Origin of the sequence: Micromonospora chaiyaphumensis, assembly GCF_900091435.1 — a bacterium.
Classification (GTDB): domain Bacteria; phylum Actinomycetota; class Actinomycetes; order Mycobacteriales; family Micromonosporaceae; genus Micromonospora; species Micromonospora chaiyaphumensis.
The window spans coordinates 1-19,528 of record NZ_FMCS01000004.1; the positions used below are offsets into that span (position 1 = coordinate 1).

The following is a 19,528-nucleotide window of genomic DNA, read 5'->3' on the forward strand; positions in this document are numbered from 1 at the left end:
AGGTTCTCCAGCTTCGACTCCTGCAGGCTGGTGGCGATCGAGATCACCGCGGCCCGCTCCGGCAGACCGGCCTTCTTCGTCGCCGCGATGATCGCCTTGGCGTTCGCGGTCTGCTCACCGTTCAGGTCGATCTTCGACTGGGCGCCCTGCACCGTCGCGACCGCGACCGGCTTGCCCTCCACCGGGCGGGCGTCGGCGTGAGCGGCGACCGGACCGGCGAACACGCCACCGGTGAAAGCCAGACCAGCAATACCCAGCACGCTCTTACGCAGCATCGAGTTCATGACAAAGCTCCTTGGGGGTCGGCGCACACGCCGATGGGGGTCGGCCGTGCGCAAGCACCGTCAGGCGCTCAAGAAAAGTCTTGGGGAGCATCGGCGCGCGGGGCTGAGGCCACTTCGTCGCGCCGGGACCATGTACAACGACCGGCTGGCCGCCATCATTCCGGGCCCGGCACACCCACCTTGATTGGCGGGGCGGTTCCCGGAGGGGGCCGGTCACCCCGCCGGGCGGGGCGCCTTCCTCGGCCGTTCACCCGGATACAACGACCCCCGCCCGCCCGCCATTCCGCCGCCAGGGTGCCACCGGCCACCCCACGAAACGGACACCCCGCCCAGACCACGACGGTCGGTGGAACACCATGGGTGCATCCCGGCCCCGGAGACACCCACAGCGTTCCACTCACGGGTCGAGCGACGACACGAACCGGACATTCCTCGCGCCAACCACCTGCGATCTTGGCGAGTTCCTTCGCGGCGAACGACAAGTCTCCAAGATCCACGCGAGTCGCGCGGGATGGCGGACGTGATCGACTCCAGACCGCCGAGGTGGGGGCATCCGACACCAGCCGAAACCGCCACCTCGCCGAGCTGGAGTGGATCACGGGCGGCGGGATTCGCGCACGCCGCGCACCGCCACCACGCCGGGCTGGAGGGTGGGCCGGTCTGGTCAGGCGGCGGGCCAGTCCTGGGAGGCCAGACGCGGCGAGGCCGCCCCGGGTGGGGCGGCCTCGAGCCAGGAGAGGAAGCCGGTGACCGTGGACCGTGCCATGGCGATCTCGACCGGGGCGTGGTTGCTGGTACAGCGCACGATCACCCAGTCGGCCGGCATGGAGAGCCGTTCCTGGCCCTCGGGCAGCCGGCGCCGCTCCACGGCCAGCGTCTTGCGGGAGAGCACCCGCTTGGGACGCAGGGCGAAGCTGAACATGCGGTACCAGCGGAGCTCGTCGCCGACGAAACGGCCGAAGCCGGGTGACCAGCCTCGGCCGTCGAGAATCGTGGAGACCCGGACGCTGAGCCGGATGATGCCTCCGCTGCGGGTGAACAGGGCCCGCCGAATGAAGAGGATCAGAAGCGCCACGAGAATGACCGCGACGCCGATTCCGATCCCTTCCACGATCTCCATCGGCGGGTCGGCTCAGCGCGCCGGGGTGGCCGGGGTGGCGCTCTCGGCGAGGACTGTCACGCCCTCACCGGTCACCGACAGGAAGCCGCCCGCCACGTCGTACGCGAGCTGCTCGCCGCCGGCCTGCTTGATCCGGACCTGGCTGGGCTCCGCGAGCTGGCCGAGCAGGGGCGCGTGCCCCGGCAGCACACCCAGCTCACCTTCGGTCGTCCGGGCGACGACCATTTCGGCCTCGCCGGACCAGACCTTCTCCTCGACGGCTACGAGCTCGACGTGAAGCTGCTGTGCCACGCTGTCTCCTTGCTGCGGCGGCGGATTGCCGAAAGTCTAGTCGCGCCCCCGGGGGCCACCCAACGCGGGTGGGGAGAGCTGCGCCACGGTCACGCCGACGAGCCCCGGCACCCGCCGGGGCCCGTTGGCGCTCACGCTACTTGGTCTTCTGCTTGAAGTCGGGGTGCTCCAGCAGGAACGCGTCGAGCTGCTCGTTGCGCAGCGCCGCGAAGAAGTCCTCGGCGGCCGGCAGCAGGCGTTCCCCCTGGTATCCCCGGCTGGTCTCGACCGGGCCGCCGGGCAGCTTGATGGTCTCGATCGAGTCGGCCCGGATGCCCTTCAGGGCGAGGGCGAAGTCGACGACGCTGTTGCCCCGGCCGTTGAAGACCAGCGACTGGCCGGCCGCGCGGAGCACCCGGTCCAGCTTCACCGGGTTGGCGACCACGTCGGCGCTGAACGCCTGGCTCACCATCGCCTTGATGAACTGCTGCTGGTGCCGCTGCCGGCCGTAGTCGGCGTCCGGGACGCCGTTCTTCGGGTAGCGCTGCCGGACGTAGTCCAGCGCCTGCCAGCCCTTGAGGTGGGCGTTGCCCTTCTGGTAGACGGCCTGCGGGCCGAGGTAGCCCCCGCCGCCCGGCTTGAGCTGGCGCGGTGTGCCGTCCGGCTGCAGGTGCTCGGACTTGACGTCCCGCTCGATGTACATGTCGACGCCGCCCATGGCGTCGACGATCTTCTTGAAGCCGGTGAAGTTGATGATCGCCCCGGCGTCGAAGCGCTGGATCCCGGTGACCTGCTGCACGGTCTTGGCGAGCAGCTCGAAGCCCTGGGCCGCGCTCGGGTTCTGCCCGGCCACGACGCTGCCGTGCGACATGGCGGCGTTGATCCGGTCGGTGCCGCCGCCGTAGCCGGCCTTCGGGAACTCGGGGATCTCCACCCGCAGGTCGCGCGGGAGCGAGAAGAGGTAGCCCCGGTCCATGCCGGCCGGCACGTGCAGGACCATGATCGAGTCGGCGAGCGGGCGGGCCTTCGCGCTGCGGGGGTCCACGCCCACCAGCAGGATGTTCAGCGGGCCCTTGATGTCGCTCTTCTTCTCCTTGGCACCGGCCGCCTGGTCCCCGAAGAGGTCGCCCTTGCCGACCGCGCCCTCGTAGCGGGCGACCAGCGCCTGGTAGCCGACGAGCACCGAGCCGCTGAGCACCATCATGACGACGCCGAGGATGGTGCAGACCCGGGCCCACCGCGGCACGCCACGCCACAGGCCCCGCTTGCCGCGGTCCGTGCCGGCCTTTCCCACGAGCATCTCCAATCGTCACGCCCACGACTGGTAGACGGGCGCCCGGTTCCATTTCGTTGCAGAGATCAACGCGCATGATGTGAACGTCGTGTCACGAACGGTACCGCGCGGTCTGGCGAAGCGCTTGCCCGCGAACCGGGCATCTGGTAACGCGGGGCCCTGAACAGGCAGAGGCCGCCCCGACGTCGTCGGGGCGGCCTCTGTGGAGTGTGATCGGGCTCTCAGCCCTCCATCAGCTCCTTGGCCTTCTTCTCGAGGTCCTCCAGACCGCCGCACATGAAGAACGCCTGCTCGGGGAAGTGGTCGTACTCGCCCTCGCTGATCTTCTTGAACGCCTCGATGGTCTCCTTGATCGGGACCGTCGAGCCCGGTACGCCGGTGAACTGCTCGGCGGCGTAGGTGTTCTGCGACAGGAAGCGCTCGATCCGGCGGGCCCGGCCCACCGTGACCTTGTCCTCCTCGGAGAGCTCCTCGATGCCGAGGATGGCGATGATGTCCTGCAGGTCCTTGTAGCGCTGCAGGATCCGCTTCACCTCGGTGGCGACCGCGAAGTGCTCGGCGCCGACGAAGTCCGGGGCGAGGATCCGGGACGAGGACGCCAGCGGGTCCACGGCCGGGTAGATGCCCTTGTCGGAGATCGACCGCTCCAGGTTGGTGGTCGCGTCCAGGTGGGCGAACGTGGTGGCCGGCGCCGGGTCGGTGTAGTCGTCGGCGGGCACGTAGATCGCCTGCATCGAGGTGATGGCCTGGCCCCGGACGGAGGTGATCCGCTCCTGGAGCTCGCCCATCTCGTCGGCCAGGGTCGGCTGGTAACCCACGGCGCTCGGCATGCGGCCGAGCAGCGTGGAGACCTCGGAACCGGCCTGGGTGAAGCGGAAGATGTTGTCGATGAAGAGCAGCACCTCCTGCTTCTTCACGTCGCGGAAGTACTCCGCCATGGTCAGCGCGGAGAGGGCGACCCGCAGCCGGGTGCCCGGCGGCTCGTCCATCTGGCCGTAGACCAGCGCGGTCTTGTCGATGACGCCGGACTCGGTCATCTCGGCGATGAGGTCGTTGCCCTCACGGGTGCGCTCACCCACGCCGGCGAAGACCGAGGTACCACCGAAGTTCCGGGCCACCCGGGTGATCATCTCCTGGATGAGCACCGTCTTGCCCACGCCGGCGCCACCGAACAGGCCGATCTTGCCGCCCTTGACGTACGGGGCGAGCAGGTCGATGACCTTGATGCCGGTCTCCAGCATCTCGGTCTTCGGCTCCAGGTCCGCGAAGGCCGGGGCCTTGCGGTGGATCTGCCAGCGGTCGTCCGCCTCGAGCGTCTCGCCCTCGGTGAGGTTGAGGACCTCGCCGATCGCGTTGAACACGTGGCCCTTGACCGCGTCGCCCACCGGCACGGTGATCGGCGAGCCGGTGTCCCGGACCTCGGAGCCGCGAACCAGGCCGTCGGTCGGCTGCATCGAGATGGCGCGGACCACGTTGTCACCCAGGTGCTGGGCGACCTCGAGGGTCAGCGTCTTCTCGCCGCCGGACAGCGTCACGTCCACGTGCAGGGCGTTGAACAGGTCGGGCATGGCGTCGCGCGGGAACTCGGCGTCGACGACCGGGCCGATGACCCGGACCACGCGACCCGTGGCCGTCTTGGTCTCTACTGGGGCAGTCATCACACTTCACTTCCCGACGCGGCCAGCGCGTTCGCGCCGCCGACGATCTCACTGATCTCCTGGGTGATCCCGGCCTGGCGGGCCGAGTTCATCTCACGCGTGTACTTCTCGATCATCTCTTCGGCGTTGTCGGTGGCGCTCTTCATGGCCCGCCGACGGGCCGCCGACTCGCTGGCCGCCGACTCCAGCAACGCCGCGTAGATCCGCGTGTTGATGTACTTCGGCAGCAGCGCGTCGAGCAGCGCCTCCGCCTCCGGCTCGAACTCGTACGCCGGAAGCAGGCCCTCGGACCGCGGCCGGTCCTCGACCTGCATCGGGCCGATGATCTTCGCGACCGGGTTCTGGGTCATCAGGGACTGGAACTCGGTGTAGACGATGTGCAGCTCGTCGATGCCGAGGATCCCGTCCGCCCCAGCCTGCCCATCCACGTCGTCCGCGCCGGCCGAGAACGCCTTGATCAGCGTCTCGCCCACCTCGCGGGCGTCGGAGAAGCCCGGCTGCTCGGAGAAGCCCGTCCAGCTGGCCGCGATCTCCCGGTTGCGGAACCGGTAGTACGTCACGCCCTTACGTCCAACCACGTAGAGGACGGGTTCCTTCCCGTCCTCCCGCAGCCGGGCGATCAGCGACTCCGCGGTCCGGATCGCGTTGGTGCTGTAACCACCGGCCAGGCCACGGTCGGCCGTGACGAGCAGGACGCCCGCCCGCCGCACCCGCTCGCGCGGGGTGAGCAGCGGGTGGTCGATCCGCGCGTTCGAGGCCAGCGCCGTGAGCACGCCGGTGATCGCCTGGGCGTACGGAAGCGAAGCCGCCACCCGGGCCTGGGCCTTGGCGATGCGGCTCGTCGCGACGAGCTCCATCGCCTTGGTGATCTTCTTCATCGACTTCGCCGAGCGGATCCGTTGACGAAGAACGCGAACCTGCGCGGCCATCGTCAGCTCTCAGCCGGGCGGTCGGTCGAGCCGTCGCGGAAGCGGGTCACCGTCTCGCGGTTCTCCTCGCCCTCCATCGGCTGCGCGGCCGGCTCGTTGATCCGCTGCTCGTCCTCCTTGCCCAGGAAGACCTTCTTGAACTCGGTGATGGCCGAGTCGAGCGAGCCGATGATGTCGTCGTCCCACTTGTTGTCGGCGATGGCGGCCAGGACGCCCTCGTGCTTGTGCCGGAGGTACTGGAGGAACTCCGACTCGAAGCGGCGGACCTCGCCCACCGGGATGTCGTCCAGCTTGCCCTCGGTGCCGGCCCAGACGGAGACGACCTGCTCCTGCACCGGGTACGGCGAGTAGTTCGGCTGCTTGAGCAGCTCGACCAGGCGGGAACCGCGGTCCAGCTGGGCGCGGGAGGCCCGGTCCAGGTCGGAGGCGAAGGCGGCGAACGCCTCCAGCTCGCGGTACTGGGCCAGGTTGAGCCGCAGCGAGCCGGCGACCTTCTTCATCGGCTTCACCTGCGCGGCGCCACCGACCCGGGAGACCGAGGTGCCGACGTTGATGGCCGGCCGGACGCCCTGGTTGAACAGGTCGGTCTCGAGGAAGATCTGGCCGTCGGTGATGGAGATGACGTTGGTCGGGATGAACGCCGAGATGTCGTTCGCCTTGGTCTCGATGATCGGCAGACCGGTCATCGAGCCGCCGCCCAGCTCGTCGGAGAGCTTGGCGCAGCGCTCCAGCAGCCGGGAGTGCAGGTAGAAGACGTCACCCGGGTAGGCCTCGCGGCCCGGCGGGCGGCGCAGCAGCAGCGACACGGCCCGGTACGCCTCGGCCTGCTTGCTCAGGTCGTCGAAGACGATCAGGACGTGCTTGCCGCCGTACATCCAGTGCTGCCCGATGGACGAGCCGGTGTACGGGGCGAGGTACTTGAAGCCGGCCGGGTCGGAGGCCGGGGAGGCCACGATGGTGGTGTACTCCATCGCGCCCGCCTCCTCCAGCGTCCCCTTGATGGAGGCGATGGTGGAGGCCTTCTGACCGACGGCGACGTAGATGCAGCGGACCTGCTTCTTCGGGTCGCCGGAGCGCCAGTTGTCCCGCTGGTTGAGGATGGTGTCCAGGGCGACGGTGGTCTTGCCGGTCTTCCGGTCACCGATGATCAGCTGGCGCTGGCCGCGGCCGATCGGGGTCATGGCGTCGACGGCCTTGATGCCGGTCTGCATCGGCTCGAAGACCGACTGCCGGGCCATCACGTTCGGGGCCTGGAGCTCCAGCTCGCGGTAGCCCTCGTTGGCGATGTCGCCGAGGCCGTCGATCGGCTGGCCGAGCGCGTTGACCACGCGGCCGAGGAACGCGTCACCGACCGGCACGGAGAGCACCCGGCCGGTGCGCTTGACGCGCTGACCCTCTTCGATCCCGCCGAAGTCACCGAGGACGACGACACCGATCTCCCGGACGTCGAGGTTCAACGCCACGCCGAGCGTGCCGTCCTCGAACTCCAGGAGCTCGTTGGTCATGGTCGAGGGCAGACCCTCGACGTGGGCGATGCCGTCGCCGGCGTCGGCGACGGTGCCGACCTCCTCACGGGAGACGTCGGCCGTGTAGGAGGAGACGTAGCGCTCCAGGGCGCCGCGGATCTCCTCCGTCGAGATGGTCAGCTCGGCCATCCTCTGCTTCCTTAAGTATCAGGGGCCCGGGATACCTAGTACCGACCGGTCCGATGGCATCGAATCAGGGCTGCGTGGGCGCTGATCAGCGCTTCGCGAGCGCGTTGCGGGTCTCGTTGAGGCGGCGCAGGACGGTGCCGTCGTACAGGTCGGAACCGACCCGGACGCTCACCCCGCCGAGCACGTCGGGGTTCACCGTCTGCTTGACGGAGACCTCCCGACCGTACATCTGGGAGAGGCGGGCACCCAGGCGTCGCTCCTCCTCGTCACTCAGCGGGGCCGCGACGGTCACGTACGCGACCTGGCGGTCCCGCCGGTCGGCGGCCAGCTCGACCAGCCGGGTGAGCGCCCCGGTGAAGGAGCGTCCCCCGAAGCCACCGAGCGCGGCCCCGACGAGGTAACCGGTGATCGGCCGGGCCTTGCCGTCGAGCAGCTGGTCGGCCAGGGTGGCCCGCTGCGTGGCCGGGGCCATCTGGTCCGAGAGCGCGTTGGACAGCTCCGGGCTGCCGGAGACGACCTGCCCGAAGCGGAACAGCTCGTCCTCGACCTCGCCCAGCTCGCCGGCCTTGTCCGCGCTCGCCAGGAGCGCCTCGATGCCCAGCCGCTCGGCACCGTCGAGCAGTTCCGACGGAGCCGACCAGCGACCGGAGACCAGCGAGGCGAGCAGGTCGAGCGCGTCGGCGCCGATCTTGCCGCGCAGCATCTCGCCGAGCAGGCCGGCCCGGTCCGACCCGGACCGGGCCGGGTCGGAGAGCGCCCGGCGCAGCCGCGGCTCGCGCCGCAGCAGGGCGGCGACGGAGAGGATGTCGTCGGCGGTGGAGGCCACCGCCGACGGCTCCGCGCCGCGGGCGTACTCGTCGAGGCGGTCGGCCGCGACCTTGTACGACTCCCGGCTGGCGGCCTGCATCAGCGGGCCCCCGTGCTCTCGAGACCGCTCAGGAACCGGTCCACGGTGCCCTTGCGACGCGCCTCGTCGGCGAGCGACTCACCGACGATCTTGCTGGCGAGGTCCACCGCGAGGGTGCCGACCTCCGTGCGCAGCTCGCGCACGATGGTGGCCCGCTCCGCGGCGAGCTGCTCCTTGCCGGCCGCGATGATCCGGTCGGACTCCTCGCGCGCCTTGGCGAGGATGTCCTGGCGGATGCCCTCGGCGTCGGCCCGGGCGTCGTCGCGGATCTTGGCGGCGTCGGTACGCGCCTCCGCGAGCTGGGCCCGGTACTGCTCGAGCAGCTGGTTCGCCTCGGCCTGGGCGGCCTCGGCGCGCTTGATGCCGCCCTCGATCGCGTCGACCCGAGCCTGGAACGTCTGCTCCATGCGGGGGAAGACGAACTTCATCAGCACGAAGCAGAGCACGATGAAGGCGATCCCACCGACCACGATCTCCTGCCAGAGCGGGATGATCGGGTTGTGGGTCGTCTCACCACCCTCAGCGGCGAGGAAGTACATGGGGAAACCTCCCGGTCAGAGGGGCTGGATCAGGCGGTGCCGGCCCAGATGAAGCCGAAGGCGATACCGAGCAGCGCCAGGGCCTCGATGACGGCGAAGCCGATCCAGACGTACGGGAGGGTCATCCGGGACGACTCCGGCTGGCGGGCCGTCGACTGGATGTAGGCCGAGAAGACCAGGCCCACGCCGATGCCCGGGCCGATGGCGGCCAGGCCGTAACCGATGGCAGCGGTGCTGCCCGTTACCTCGGCAAGGATGCTCATTGCGGTTCCTCCTGGTTATCACGCGTGACGGTCACGCGGGACGACAACGGTTGGTGCGAAGTGGATCAGTGCTCTTCGGCGAGCGCGCCCTGCACGTAGCTGGCGGTCAGCACCGTGAAGACGTACGCCTGCAGACAGATCACCAGGAACTCGAGGAAGGTCAGCGCGATCGTCATCACCCAGGACACCACCGAGACCGGGGCCAGCCAGGCGTTGGCGCTGAGCATGGCGAACCCGCCGAGCGTGAAGACCAGCAGGAGCATGTGACCGGCGAACATGTTCGCGAAGAGACGGACGGCGAGCGAGAACGGCCGGACCAGGAAGGTGGAGAAGAACTCGATCGGGATCAGCAGCGGCAGGATGTACCAGGGCGCCGGCGGGATCAGGGAGTTCTTGAAGTACTTCACGAAGCCGTGGTGCCGGATGCCGATGTAGTTGAAGAGCACGTAGCTGATCACGGCGAGGAAGGCCGGGAAGGCGATGTGCGAGTTCGGCGAGATCTGGAAGAACGGGATGATCGCGAACGCGTTCGTCAGCAGGACGAAGCAGAACAGCGTGGTGAAGTAGGGCGCGAAGCGCACGCCCTGGTGGCCGATCATGTCGACCGCGATGTTGTTGCGCACGAAGCCGTAGATCGACTCGGCGAACCACTGCTTCTTGGTCGGCACCAGCTGGGGGTTCCGGTAGCTGGCCAGGAAGAAGATGATCAGAACGCCGACGGCGATCCACACCATCGCCGTGATCTTGGTGAAAAAGTACGAGTTCTCGGCACCCCAGGGCAGGATGCTGGGCAGGTAGAAGTCCCCCACCGTCGGTGGGAATTCCGCCTGGCCCTGAGCCAGGACGTTCGCCTGTCCGAACACCGCGTCCCTTCCTAAGTAGGCGTGCCCAGCCGGCGGACGACCAGGATGATCCCCCCGGCCATGCCGAGCACGATCCCGATCCCGGTGGCGATGCCGCCGGTGTCGAGCCAACGGTCGACCAGCCAGCCGATGAAACCCCAGACGAGCATGCCCCCGATGAGGTATGAGAGCGCGGTCCAACCCTGACCGGCACCGGGCGGAACGTCGCCCGAGCCGCCAGCGTTGGGGGGTTTCTGGTCACCGGCCATGACGGGGCGAACGATATCAGTCGAGCCGAAGAGGCTGTGCCTCACCCCCCGCACAACCTGGTTGTGTGGGACACGGGTGGGCGAAGTCGTCTGGAGGCACGCTACTCCCCTCCCGCCACTGAGAGAATGACCGATCGCGGACACACCCGCGCGCGTCCGAAGGATGGGACAGCGCCGTCGATCGACTCCGCACGGGTCCGCCCGCTGTGATCAGCGTGGGACCCTGCGGGCGTGCACCGTGGCCAGCCACCAGATGTGCACTCCGGTCCAGACCACCACGCCCGCGGCGATGCCCAGGGCGAACGGGACGAGCCCCGGCCAGCCGGTCGACGCGACCAGCACCATCACCCCGCCGAGCAGGGTCATCTTGGCAATGTAGACGCCCACCCCGAACGGCAGCACGAGCTGCGGGTCCCGGGCGTCGGCCCAGGCCAGCACCACCGTGGTCACCGTGTAGCTGACCGCCGTGACGGCCACCCCGGCCGCCGCGCCGAGCGCGCCGTCGGCGCCCCGGGCCAGCCCGCCGGCCACCGCCGCCACGGCGGCCATCAGCACCGACGCGATCACCAGCACGGGCAGGTGGCGCAGCCGCCAGCCGCGGTCCGCGGCCGCCTCCGCCGCGCGCGTCCCGGGCTCAGCCACGGGGGTACGCCGGGAAGGCCCCGACCAGCTCGGTCACGTCGCCGGCAATCCGGCCCAGCTCGTCCGTGCCCCCCGGCGACTCCGGGTCGGTGCGCACCGCGCGGGCGATCAGCGTGGCGATCCGGCGCATCTCCCCCTCGCGCATCCCCTGGGTGGTGACGCTCGGCGTGCCGACCCGGATGCCGGAGGCGACCATCGGCTTCTGCGGGTCGTACGGGATGGCGTTCTTGTTCAGCGTGATGCCCGCGGCGTCGCAGCGCGCCTCGGCCGCGGCCCCGGTCACCCCGGCCTCGCGCAGGTCGATGAGGGCCAGGTGGGTGTCGGTGCCGCCGGAGACCGGCCGCATGCCCTCGGCGGCCAGCCCGTCGGCGAGCGCCTGGGCGTTGCTGACCACCTGGGAGGCGTACGCCCGGAACTCGGGCTGGGCGGCCTCGCGCAGGGCGACGGCCTTGGCGGCGACCGCGTGCATCAGCGGGCCGCCCTGGGTGAACGGGAAGACCGCCTTGTCGATCCGGGCGGCCAGCGGCTCCCGGCAGAGGATCATGCCGCCGCGCGGCCCGCGCAGCACCTTGTGGGTGGTGCAGGTGACCACGTCGGCGTACGGGACCGGGGACGGGATCGCCCGGCCGGCGACCAGACCGATGAAGTGCGCCGCGTCCACCATGAGGTAGGCCTCGACCTCGTCGGCGATCTCGCGGAACCGGGCGAAGTCGATCAGCCGCGGGTACGCCGTCGCGCCGCAGATGATCAGCTTCGGCCGGTGCGCCAGGGCCAGGTCGCGCACCTCGTCGTAGTCGATCAGCTCGGTGTCCGGCCGGACCGTGTAGCCGACCGGGTGGAACCACTTGCCGGAGAAGTTCACCCGGCTCCCGTGGGTGAGGTGCCCGCCGTGCGGCAGGTCCATGGCCAGCACGGTGTCGCCGGGCTGCACCAGGGCGGCGTACGCGGCCAGGTTGGCGCTCGCGCCGGAGTGCGGCTGGAGGTTGGCGTGCTCGGCGCCGAACAGCTCCTTCGCCCGGGCGATGCCGAGCTCCTCGGCCCGGTCCACCTCGGCGCAGCCGCCGTAGTAGCGGCGGCCCGGGTAGCCCTCGGCGTACTTGTTGGTCAGCGTGGAGCCCAGGGCGGCCAGCACCGCCGGCGACGTGAGGTTCTCGCTGGCGATCAGTTGCAGCCCGTCGCGCAGCCGGGCCAGCTCCCCCAGCACCACCTCGGCGATCTCCGGATCGACGGCGCTGAGCTGCTGGAAGTCCGGCCCCCAGAAGGTGTCCCTCGCGTTCTCCACAGCGAAGGAGTCTACGGAGCGCCAGACTGGAAGCCGTGAGATGCCTCGTCACCGGCGCCACGGGTTACATCGGCGGGCGCCTCGCGCCCCGGTTGCTGGCCGACGGGCACACCGTGCGCTGCCTGGCCCGCAAGGCGGGTCGGCTGCGCGACGTGCCGTGGGCGTCCCGGGCCGAGATCGCCGAGGGGGACCTGCGCCGGCCCGAGACGCTGCCGGCCGCGTTCGAGGGCGTGGACGTGGCGTACTACCTGGTCCACTCGCTCGGCCAGCGGGGTTTCGAGGCGGCCGACCGGGAGGCCGCGGAGAACTTCGCCGCCGCGGCCCGCGCCGCGGGCGTACGCCGGATCGTCTATCTCGGCGGGCCGGAGCCGGCGGCCGACCGGAAGGTCCCGTCGGCGCACCTGCGGTCCCGCGCGGAGGTCGGCCGGATCCTGCTGGCCGGCGGGGTGCCGACGGCGGTGCTGCGGGCCGCCGTGATCATCGGTTCCGGGTCGGCCTCGTTCGAGATGCTGCGCCACCTGACCGAGCGGCTGCCGGCCATGGTCACCCCGCGCTGGGTGCGCAACCGGATCCAGCCGATCGCCGTCCGCGACGTGCTGCGCTACCTGGTCGGCTGCGTGGACCTGCCGCCCGAGGTCAACCGGGCCTTCGACATCGCCGGGCCGGACGTGCTCACCTTCGAGCAGATGATGCAGCGGTACGCGCGGGTGGCCGGCCTGCGCCGGCGGATGATCCTGCCGGTGCGGCCGCTGACCCCGGCCCTCTCCTCCTACTGGGTCGGCCTCATCACCCCGGTGCCGAACGCGATCGCCCGGCCGCTGGTGGAGAGCCTGGTCCACGAGGCCGTCGCCCGCGAGCACGACATCGCCCGGTACGTGCCCGACCCGCCCGGCGGGCTCACCGGCTTCGACCAGGCGGTCGCCCTGGCCCTCACGAAGGTGCGCGACGCCCAGGTGGAGACCCGCTGGTCGACCGCGAGCGTCCCGGACGCACCGGCCGAGCCGCTGCCGAGTGACCCGGAGTGGTCGGGCGGGACGGCGTACACGGACGTTCGGGAACGGGCGGTGGGCGCACCGGCGGCGGTCCTGTGGCGGGTCGTCGAGGGGGTCGGCGGCGAGCACGGCTGGTACTCGTTCCCGCTGGCCTGGTCGGTGCGGGGCTGGCTGGACCGGCTGGTCGGCGGGGTCGGGCTGCGCCGGGGCCGGCGCGACCCGCACCGCCTCCAGGTCGGCGAGGCGCTGGACTTCTGGCGGGTCGAGGAGATCGTCCCCGGCGAGCTGCTGCGGCTGCGCGCCGAGATGCGGCTGCCCGGCCGTGCCTGGCTGGAGATGCGCGTCGCGCCGGACGGCGACGGCCGCAGCCGGTACGTCCAGCGCGCCGTCTTCCTCCCCCACGGCCTCCCCGGCCACCTCTACTGGGCCTCGGTCGCCCCGTTCCACGCCGTCGTCTTCGGCGGCATGGCCCGCAACATCGCCCGCGGCGCCGAGCGGCCCGGCCCCCGCTGACCGGGGTCAGTTCCCGGTGCGGGGGCTGGTGCGCTGGAAGGCCACGGTCTGGCTCGGCGGGACGAAGTCCAGGACGGGCTCGTCCCGCAGGGCCCACGCCAGCAGGCGACCCACGGCCTCGATCTGGCGGACCTGGACCCCGCCGCCCACCGCGTCGCGGGGGTTGTCCGGGTTCGCGGCGATGGTCGCGACGGAGAGCTGCGGCGTGAAGGCGACCACGGTCTCCGTCGCGTTCCGCTCGGAGCTGCCGGTCTTGCCGGCCAGTGGGCGGCGCAGCCCGGGGGCCAGCTGCTCGGCGGTGCCGCCGTCGCAGCCGCGGTACATCGTCTGGTCGCCGACCGGGCAGCGGGCCGCGTCCGTCGCCGCCCGGGCCACCTCGGTGTCGAGCACCTGGCGGCAGTCCGGGTTGCCGGCGGCCACCTTCCGGCCGGTGGGGTCCGTGATCGAGCTGATCGGGGTGGGCCGGCACCAGGTCCCCTCGGCGGCCACCGTGGCGTACGCGTTGGCCAGGTCGAGCGGGGTGGTGGAGGAGACGCCCAGGGTGAACGGCCCCCAGTTCTTCGCGCCGTCCCGGGCCAGCCGGGCGTCCTCGGGCGAGCGGAACACGATGCCCAGCCGCTCGGCCATCTCCACCACGCGGTCCGCGCCGACCCGCTCGGTCAGCCAGGCGAAGTAGGTGTTCACCGACCGGCCGAAGGCGTCCCACATGGTGCGGTCGCCGTCCATCCACGCCGGGTTGGCGTTCTCCGGGCACCAGTGGCCGCCGCAGCTCGCCGGGCCGCCGTCGATCGGGTACTTCGTGACGAAGACACTGGGCGAGTCGAACTCGGTGTTCAGCGGCAGCCCGGCCTCCAGCGCGGCCAGCACGGCGAAGAGCTTGAACGTCGAGCCGGCCTGGTAGCCCTCGATGCCCCCGCCGCCCGCGACCAGCTGGTTGACCGTGTTGGGGTAATTCTGCCCGGCGGCCGCGTTCGGCGCCACGCTGTAGGTGCGGTTCACCGCCATGGCCAGCACCCGGCCGGTGCCCGGCTGCACCACCGCGGTCGGCGCGGCCCGCTCGTTGCTGTTCGGGTAGATCCGCAGCACCTGCTCGGTGGCCTTGGCCTGCACGTCCGCGTCGAGCGAGGAGACGATCGACCAGCCGCCCCGGCGCAGCGTGCGCTGCCGCTCGTCCACCGTCTTGCCGAAGGCGGGCTGGGCGTTCCACCACTGGGTGAACCAGTCGCAGAAGAAGCCCCAGTCGTTGTGCCCGGCGGGCACCGCGGTGCAGTCGTTCGGGGTGGCGCTGGGCTTGAGGTTGAGCAGCTCGCCCTTGGCCCGCGCGGCGTCCGCCTCGGCCACCTGGCCGGTCTCCACCATCCGGTCCAGCACGTACGCCCGGCGGCCCAGCGCCGAATCGGCGTCGCCGTTGATCGGGTCGTCGGTGTCCGGTGAACGGACCAGCCCGGCGAGCAGCGCCGACTGGGCCAGGGTGAGTTTGGCCGGTGTGGTGGAGAAGTAGCGCTTGCTGGCCGCCGCGATGCCGTAGGCGCCGGCGCCGAAGTAGGCGATGTTCAGGTAGCGCCCGAGGATCTCGTCCTTGCTGATCCGGCGTTCCAGGGTCAGGGCGTACCGCATCTCGCGGATCTTGCGGCCGACGGTGATCTCGGTGGCCCGGGCGCGCTGCTCCTCGGTCAGCCGGGGATCCCCGGCCAGCGCGTTGCGCACGTACTGCATGGTCAGCGTGGAGGCGCCCTGCCGGGTGCCCTCCCGGCGGTTGGCCGTGAAGGCCCGTGCCACGCCGCGCACGTCGACGCCGTGGTGCTGGTAGAACCGGACGTCCTCGGCGGCGACGATGGCCTGCCGCATCACCGGCGCCACCTCCTCGACCGGCACGTCCACCCGGTCCTCCACGTAGAACGAGGTGATCAGCGTGCGGCCGTCGCTGGCGTAGAGGTTGGAGCGCTGGGCCGGCTGCGGCGTCTTCAGCGACTCCGGCAGCGCGGCGTAGGGCATCAGGTTCTTGAAGCCGAGCCCGAAGACCAGTGCCACCGGAAGCGCGGCGGCGCCCAGGGCGAGTCCGGCGAGCACGCCGGCGAGCAGGACGGTGAACAGCTTGTTCAGATGGGCCCGGTTCATCAGCTCTCCCCGCAGGAGCCGGCCGTACGGACCCGTTCAGAATGACCGGAATCGGCGGTTTCGCCGCAATCTTCGGCGAAACGCGCAGGAAGTTCGCGAGAAAGGATGAACCTCAGGGAAGCAGCGCGGTGGCCAGCGGCTGGACGGTCTCCTCGATCTCGTCGGCCACCCGGCTGAAGCACTGGTCACCGCGACCCCAGGGGTCGTCGAGGTCGTCGGTGGGCAGTGCGCTGCTGCCCTGGCGTGCCGCGTCCGCGGCCTCGACCAGCGCGACGCCCCGGGCGTACACCGAGTCGGGGGTGGCCTCCACCGGGGGCAGCCCGGCCCGGTCCAGCGCGCCGAGCAGCCGGCCGAACTCGCCCAGCACGAAGGTGCGCCCGGCGGCGTCCGGGCGCAGCGCCACCACGTACTCGTGCTGGTCGGCGGTGGCCGTGAGGACCAGGTCGGCGGCATCGATGAGGTCGGAGCGGAGCCGGCGGGCGGCGAACCCGTCCACCGCGCCACCCCGCGAGGTCACCTGGCGGGCCGCCGGCGGGTTCATCTCCTCGCCGGCGTGCCAGCCGCCGGTGCCGGCGCTGTGGCTGTGCACCAGCTCGTCGGAGCGCTCCGGATCGACGCCGAGCCGCCCGAGCCGCTCGCGGACGGCGAGCACCAGCAGCCGCTCGGCCATCGGGGACCGGCAGATGTTGCCCATGCAGACGTGCAGCACGGTGAACGGCGGCACTCAGACCCCCCGCTCGTCGAGGATGTCCGGCACCACGTCGCGCAGCTTCTCCAGCGTCACCGCGCCCTGCCGCAGCACCCGGGGCACCTCGCCGGTCAGGTCGACGATGGTGCTCGGCACCGGGTCCAGCGCCGGGCCGGCCTCCAGGTAGGCGCGGACACCGTAGCCGAGCTGGTCGCGCGCCTCCTCGGCGGTGAGCGCGGCCGGCTGGCCGACCTTGTTGGCCGAGGCCACCGCCATCGGCCCGGTCTCCCGCAGCACCTCCAGCGCCACCGGGTGCAGCGGCATCCGCACCGCCACCGTGCCGCTGGAGTCGCCCAGGTCCCAGGCCAGGCTCGGGGAGTGCTCGACCACGATGGTCAGCGCGCCCGGCCAGAACGCCTCGACCAGCTCGCGGGCCGAACGGGGCAGCGAGAAGACCAGGCCGTCGAGGGTGTGCCGGGAACCGATCAGCACCGGCGGCGCCTGCCGGGTGCCACCCTTGGCGTCCGCGAGGGCCTTCACGGCGTACGGGGTGAAGGCGTCGGCGCCGATGCCGTAGACCGTGTCGGTCGGCAGGACGACGAGCTCCCCGTTCTTGACCGCCTCGATGGCCGCCTCGATGCCGCGGTCCCGGTCGGCGGGCGACCGACAGTCGTAGAGCATCACGAGGAGCCAGTCTGCCACGCCGGGGCGGGGTCGGCGTGCTGGCCGTCCGCCCGGCGGGACGCGGTCGCGTACCGGGGCCGCCCGACCAGGTCGGCGTGCTCCTCGACCCGCTCGTAGCGGCCGTCCGCGGCGAGCAGCGCGGGCACCGCCGTGGCGTGGGTGTCGTCGTGCTCGACGCCGAGCACGCCGCCGGGGCGCAGCAGGGCGGCGGCCCGGTCCACCACCGGGCGGATGACGTCCAGCCCGTCCGCGCCGCCGAACACCGCCTCGTCCGGGTCGTGGCCGGCCACCTCGGGCGGCACCGCCACCGACCGGGGCACGTACGGCGGGTTGCAGAGCAGCACGTCGACCCGGCCCACCAGGTCGGCGAGGAGCGCCGGGTCGGTGACGTCGGCGGCGACCACCTCGATCGGCCGGTCCCCGGCGGCGGCCCGCTCGGCGGCGTTGCGGCGCAGCCAGTCCAGCGCCGCCGGGGACCGCTCCACCGCCACGACCCGGGCCGACGGCAGCTCCTGGGCGACCGCCAGGGCGATCGCGCCGGACCCGCTGCACAGGTCGACGACCAGCGGCTCGCCCCGCCGGCCCGCCTGCTCGATCCCCCAGCCGGCGAGCAGTTCGGTCTCCGGCCGGGGCACGAAGACGCCCGGGCCGACCGCCAGCTCCAGATGGCGGAAGCCGGCGGTGCCGGTGAGGTGCTGGAGGGGTTCCCGGGCCACCCGCCGGTCGACCAGCGTGTCGAGGCGGTCGCGCTGGGCCGGGGTGAACCCGTCGGCCAGCGCCAGCCGGCCGCGCGGCACGTCCAGCACGTACGCGGCCAGCTGCTCGGCCTCGGCGCGGGCCGCCTCGACGCCCGCCGCGGCCAGGGCCCGGGCCGCACGGGCGACCACCAGTGAGGGGCGCTCGCGTTCTGACCCTTCGGACGGGTGTTGCGGGAGGGAGGTCACGACATAATCATGAAGCGTCGCGGGTCACCTCACGAGCGGGTGCGTCCGGGCGCACACCTACAGGAGGTCGCGAGTGGGCTGGCTCGACCGGGTCGAGGACCAGGTTGACGCCCTCCGGCGCGCCCGGGCGTTGCAGGAGGTCAGCCGCTCGGCGGAGGCGTGCGCGCTGCTGGACCGGGTCATCCGCACCACCGACGACCCGTGCACGCGGGCGGACGCCCTGGTGCAGCGCCTCTCCGCACTGATCAATCTCGGTCGGACGGCCGAGTTCACCCGGGCCATCGAGGAGGCCTCCGCCGCCGTACGGGACCTGGCCGAGCCCTACCTGCACGGGCACCTCAACGCGCTCGCCGCGCTCGCCGCGCACCACCAGGGCGCGCTGGACCGCTGCGTCACGCACCTGGTCCGGGCGGCCCGGGCGCTGAGCGCCGACGACGACCCGGACCGGGACACCGCCTGGGGCTGGCACGACCTGGCCATGGCCTACTCCTACCTGAGCTTCCACGGGCACGCGCTCGGCGCGATCGAGCGCGCCCGCCAGGTGGGGCTGACCGCGGGCATTCCGGAGGAGACCTTCGCCGCGCCCGGCATCCGGCTGCGCAACGCGGTGGCGCTGGACCACAACGGCGACAGCGACGGCTGCCTGCGGGTGCTCCGCGACGTGGCCGGCGACCTGGCGCGGTTCCTGCGCGCCGGGCGGGCCGGCAGCCTGCGGCCGAGCAGCCTGGCCGCCTACGGCTACGCGGCGGCCCGGCGGGCCGCGCTGGGCGACCGGGTGGATTCCGGCGGGGACGCCGACCCGGCCCGGCTGATCGGGCACGGCGGCGACAGCGCCCGCGCCCGTGACCTGCGCCAGCTCGGTCAGGTCTGCCTGGCCGTCGGCGAGGGCCGCCCGATCGAGGCGGTCACCCGGCTGGACACCATCCGGGTGTCCGACGAGACGCTGGGTGCCGCCGAGGCGCCCCGGCTGCGCAGCATCGCGCTCGCCCGGGCCGGTGACCACGCCGCCGCGCACCGGGCCGACCGGCACGCGTTCCGGCTGGCCGCGCAGCGCAGCGACCGGCTGCGGGACGTCTACATCGACGGCATCGCCGCCCGGATCGACCACGAGGAGATGCGCCGCGAGGCCGCCCGCTACGAGGGCGAGGCGCTGACCGACCCGCTCACCGGGCTGCCCAACCGGCGGCGGCTGGAGCGCTACATCGCCGCCGTGGTGGCCCGGGGTGAGCGGGTGGTGATCGGCGTCTGCGACCTCGACGGGTTCAAGGCGGTCAACACCCGGCACGGGCACCACTCCGGCGACCTGGTGCTGCAACGCATCGCCGGGGTGATCAACCGGGTGATGCGGCGGGGCGACTTCGTGTCCCGCTACGGCGGGGACGAGTTCGTCGTGGTGCTGCCGGAGACCGGCATGGCCGAGGCGTCCGAGGTGGCCCGGCGGATCCAGGCCGCCGTGCACACCGAGGACTGGGAGTCCCTGGTCCCCGGCACCCCGGTGGGCGTAAGCATCGGCTTCGCCGAGGTCGACGGGGGCGGCGGGGTGAGCGTCCGGGAGGCGCTGGGCGCCGCGTTCGAGCTGGCCGACCGGGAGATGCTGCGCGCCAAGGACCGCCTCCGCGCCTCCTGAGTGCGGGG

General features: G+C 71.9%; 19 protein-coding genes and 1 pseudogene. 2 read left to right on the forward strand and 18 right to left on the reverse strand.

What is annotated here, in order from left to right:
* From GA0070214_RS12005 to GA0070214_RS12070, 14 genes and pseudogenes are all read right to left on the reverse strand, one after another.
* A pseudogene (locus tag GA0070214_RS12005) lies at nt 1–284 on the reverse strand (hypothetical protein); the annotation flags it as partial.
* Nucleotides 285–948: 664 nt separating this feature from the next.
* Entirely contained in the window at nt 949–1,404 is a 456-nt protein-coding gene (locus tag GA0070214_RS12010; protein ID WP_091262162.1) for a DUF2550 domain-containing protein, read from the reverse strand.
* Between the two features lie 12 nt (nt 1,405–1,416).
* Nucleotides 1,417–1,695 (reverse strand): F0F1 ATP synthase subunit epsilon, encoded by a 279-nt coding sequence (locus GA0070214_RS12015; protein WP_091262164.1) that lies wholly within the window; start codon nt 1,693–1,695, stop codon nt 1,417–1,419.
* 136 nt (nt 1,696–1,831) lie between these two features.
* Entirely contained in the window at nt 1,832–2,974 is a 1,143-nt protein-coding gene (locus GA0070214_RS12020; protein ID WP_091262167.1) for an LCP family protein, read from the reverse strand.
* Nucleotides 2,975–3,189: 215 nt separating this feature from the next.
* The gene (gene atpD, locus GA0070214_RS12025) at nt 3,190–4,626 is read right to left on the reverse strand and encodes a F0F1 ATP synthase subunit beta (protein WP_091262169.1); all 1,437 of its coding nucleotides are present in this window, start codon (nt 4,624–4,626) and stop codon (nt 3,190–3,192) included.
* Nucleotides 4,626–5,555, reverse strand: coding sequence for a F0F1 ATP synthase subunit gamma (locus GA0070214_RS12030; RefSeq protein ID WP_091262171.1), 930 nt, complete (start codon nt 5,553–5,555; stop codon nt 4,626–4,628). Before GA0070214_RS12030 ends, atpD begins: the two co-directional genes overlap by 1 nt.
* A 2-nt stretch (nt 5,556–5,557) precedes the next feature.
* Nucleotides 5,558–7,210, reverse strand: a complete 1,653-nt coding sequence (atpA, locus tag GA0070214_RS12035; RefSeq protein ID WP_091262173.1) for a F0F1 ATP synthase subunit alpha — start codon at nt 7,208–7,210, stop codon at nt 5,558–5,560.
* Between the two features lie 85 nt (nt 7,211–7,295).
* On the reverse strand, nt 7,296–8,117 hold the full coding sequence (locus GA0070214_RS12040) for a F0F1 ATP synthase subunit delta (RefSeq protein ID WP_091262176.1): 822 nt from the start codon (nt 8,115–8,117) through the stop codon (nt 7,296–7,298).
* Complete coding sequence (locus tag GA0070214_RS12045; protein ID WP_091262178.1) at nt 8,117–8,656, reverse strand: F0F1 ATP synthase subunit B; 540 nt, start codon at nt 8,654–8,656, stop codon at nt 8,117–8,119. The genes GA0070214_RS12040 and GA0070214_RS12045 overlap by 1 nt, the downstream gene beginning before the upstream one ends.
* Before the next feature lie 29 nt (nt 8,657–8,685).
* Complete coding sequence (locus GA0070214_RS12050; RefSeq protein ID WP_046563803.1) at nt 8,686–8,919, reverse strand: ATP synthase subunit c family protein; 234 nt, start codon at nt 8,917–8,919, stop codon at nt 8,686–8,688.
* 65 nt (nt 8,920–8,984) lie between these two features.
* Nucleotides 8,985–9,782, reverse strand: coding sequence for a F0F1 ATP synthase subunit A (gene atpB, locus GA0070214_RS12055; protein ID WP_091262181.1), 798 nt, complete (start codon nt 9,780–9,782; stop codon nt 8,985–8,987).
* Between the two features lie 11 nt (nt 9,783–9,793).
* Nucleotides 9,794–10,030: an AtpZ/AtpI family protein gene (locus GA0070214_RS12060; protein ID WP_091263065.1), complete on the reverse strand. Its 237-nt coding sequence runs from the start codon at nt 10,028–10,030 to the stop codon at nt 9,794–9,796.
* Nucleotides 10,031–10,240: 210 nt separating this feature from the next.
* Complete coding sequence (locus tag GA0070214_RS12065; RefSeq protein ID WP_091262183.1) at nt 10,241–10,672, reverse strand: hypothetical protein; 432 nt, start codon at nt 10,670–10,672, stop codon at nt 10,241–10,243.
* On the reverse strand, nt 10,665–11,954 hold the full coding sequence (locus tag GA0070214_RS12070; protein WP_091262186.1) for a serine hydroxymethyltransferase: 1,290 nt from the start codon (nt 11,952–11,954) through the stop codon (nt 10,665–10,667). Before GA0070214_RS12070 ends, GA0070214_RS12065 begins: the two co-directional genes overlap by 8 nt.
* Before the next feature lie 35 nt (nt 11,955–11,989).
* Here GA0070214_RS12070 and GA0070214_RS12075 point away from each other — a divergent pair, with 35 nt between their 5' ends.
* Nucleotides 11,990–13,459 (forward strand): SDR family oxidoreductase, encoded by a 1,470-nt coding sequence (locus tag GA0070214_RS12075; RefSeq protein WP_091262188.1) that lies wholly within the window; start codon nt 11,990–11,992, stop codon nt 13,457–13,459.
* 6 nt (nt 13,460–13,465) lie between these two features.
* Here GA0070214_RS12075 and GA0070214_RS12080 read toward each other — a convergent pair whose 3' ends face one another.
* From GA0070214_RS12080 to prmC, 4 genes are all read right to left on the reverse strand, one after another.
* Nucleotides 13,466–15,577, reverse strand: coding sequence for a transglycosylase domain-containing protein (locus GA0070214_RS12080; RefSeq protein ID WP_091262190.1), 2,112 nt, complete (start codon nt 15,575–15,577; stop codon nt 13,466–13,468).
* A gap of 112 nt (nt 15,578–15,689) precedes the next feature.
* Nucleotides 15,690–16,301 (reverse strand): arsenate reductase/protein-tyrosine-phosphatase family protein, encoded by a 612-nt coding sequence (locus tag GA0070214_RS12085; protein ID WP_091262191.1) that lies wholly within the window; start codon nt 16,299–16,301, stop codon nt 15,690–15,692.
* The gene (locus GA0070214_RS12090) at nt 16,302–16,946 is read right to left on the reverse strand and encodes an L-threonylcarbamoyladenylate synthase (protein WP_091263067.1); all 645 of its coding nucleotides are present in this window, start codon (nt 16,944–16,946) and stop codon (nt 16,302–16,304) included.
* A complete protein-coding gene (gene prmC, locus GA0070214_RS12095) occupies nt 16,946–17,893 on the reverse strand; it encodes a peptide chain release factor N(5)-glutamine methyltransferase (RefSeq protein WP_208602745.1) in 948 nt (315 codons plus the stop codon). The genes GA0070214_RS12090 and prmC overlap by 1 nt, the downstream gene beginning before the upstream one ends.
* Nucleotides 17,894–17,966: 73 nt before the next feature.
* Between prmC and GA0070214_RS12100 the strand changes: the two genes are divergently transcribed.
* The gene (locus tag GA0070214_RS12100) at nt 17,967–19,520 is read left to right on the forward strand and encodes a GGDEF domain-containing protein (protein WP_091262195.1); all 1,554 of its coding nucleotides are present in this window, start codon (nt 17,967–17,969) and stop codon (nt 19,518–19,520) included.
* The last annotated feature ends 8 nt before the right edge of the window (nt 19,521–19,528 follow it).

Coding starts and splice junctions, on each gene's coding strand:
- GA0070214_RS12090 (WP_091263067.1), bottom strand. CDS start 16,946: ATGCTCTACGACTGTCGGTCGCCCGCCGACCGGGACCGCGGCATCGAG.
- GA0070214_RS12060 (WP_091263065.1), bottom strand. CDS start 10,030: ATGGCCGGTGACCAGAAACCCCCCAACGCTGGCGGCTCGGGCGACGTT.
- atpD (WP_091262169.1), bottom strand. CDS start 4,626: ATGACTGCCCCAGTAGAGACCAAGACGGCCACGGGTCGCGTGGTCCGG.
- GA0070214_RS12030 (WP_091262171.1), bottom strand. CDS start 5,555: ATGGCCGCGCAGGTTCGCGTTCTTCGTCAACGGATCCGCTCGGCGAAG.
- GA0070214_RS12010 (WP_091262162.1), bottom strand. CDS start 1,404: ATGGAGATCGTGGAAGGGATCGGAATCGGCGTCGCGGTCATTCTCGTG.
- GA0070214_RS12080 (WP_091262190.1), bottom strand. CDS start 15,577: ATGAACCGGGCCCATCTGAACAAGCTGTTCACCGTCCTGCTCGCCGGC.
- GA0070214_RS12050 (WP_046563803.1), bottom strand. CDS start 8,919: ATGAGCATCCTTGCCGAGGTAACGGGCAGCACCGCTGCCATCGGTTAC.
- GA0070214_RS12040 (WP_091262176.1), bottom strand. CDS start 8,117: ATGCAGGCCGCCAGCCGGGAGTCGTACAAGGTCGCGGCCGACCGCCTC.
- GA0070214_RS12045 (WP_091262178.1), bottom strand. CDS start 8,656: ATGTACTTCCTCGCCGCTGAGGGTGGTGAGACGACCCACAACCCGATC.
- atpA (WP_091262173.1), bottom strand. CDS start 7,210: ATGGCCGAGCTGACCATCTCGACGGAGGAGATCCGCGGCGCCCTGGAG.
- GA0070214_RS12020 (WP_091262167.1), bottom strand. CDS start 2,974: ATGCTCGTGGGAAAGGCCGGCACGGACCGCGGCAAGCGGGGCCTGTGG.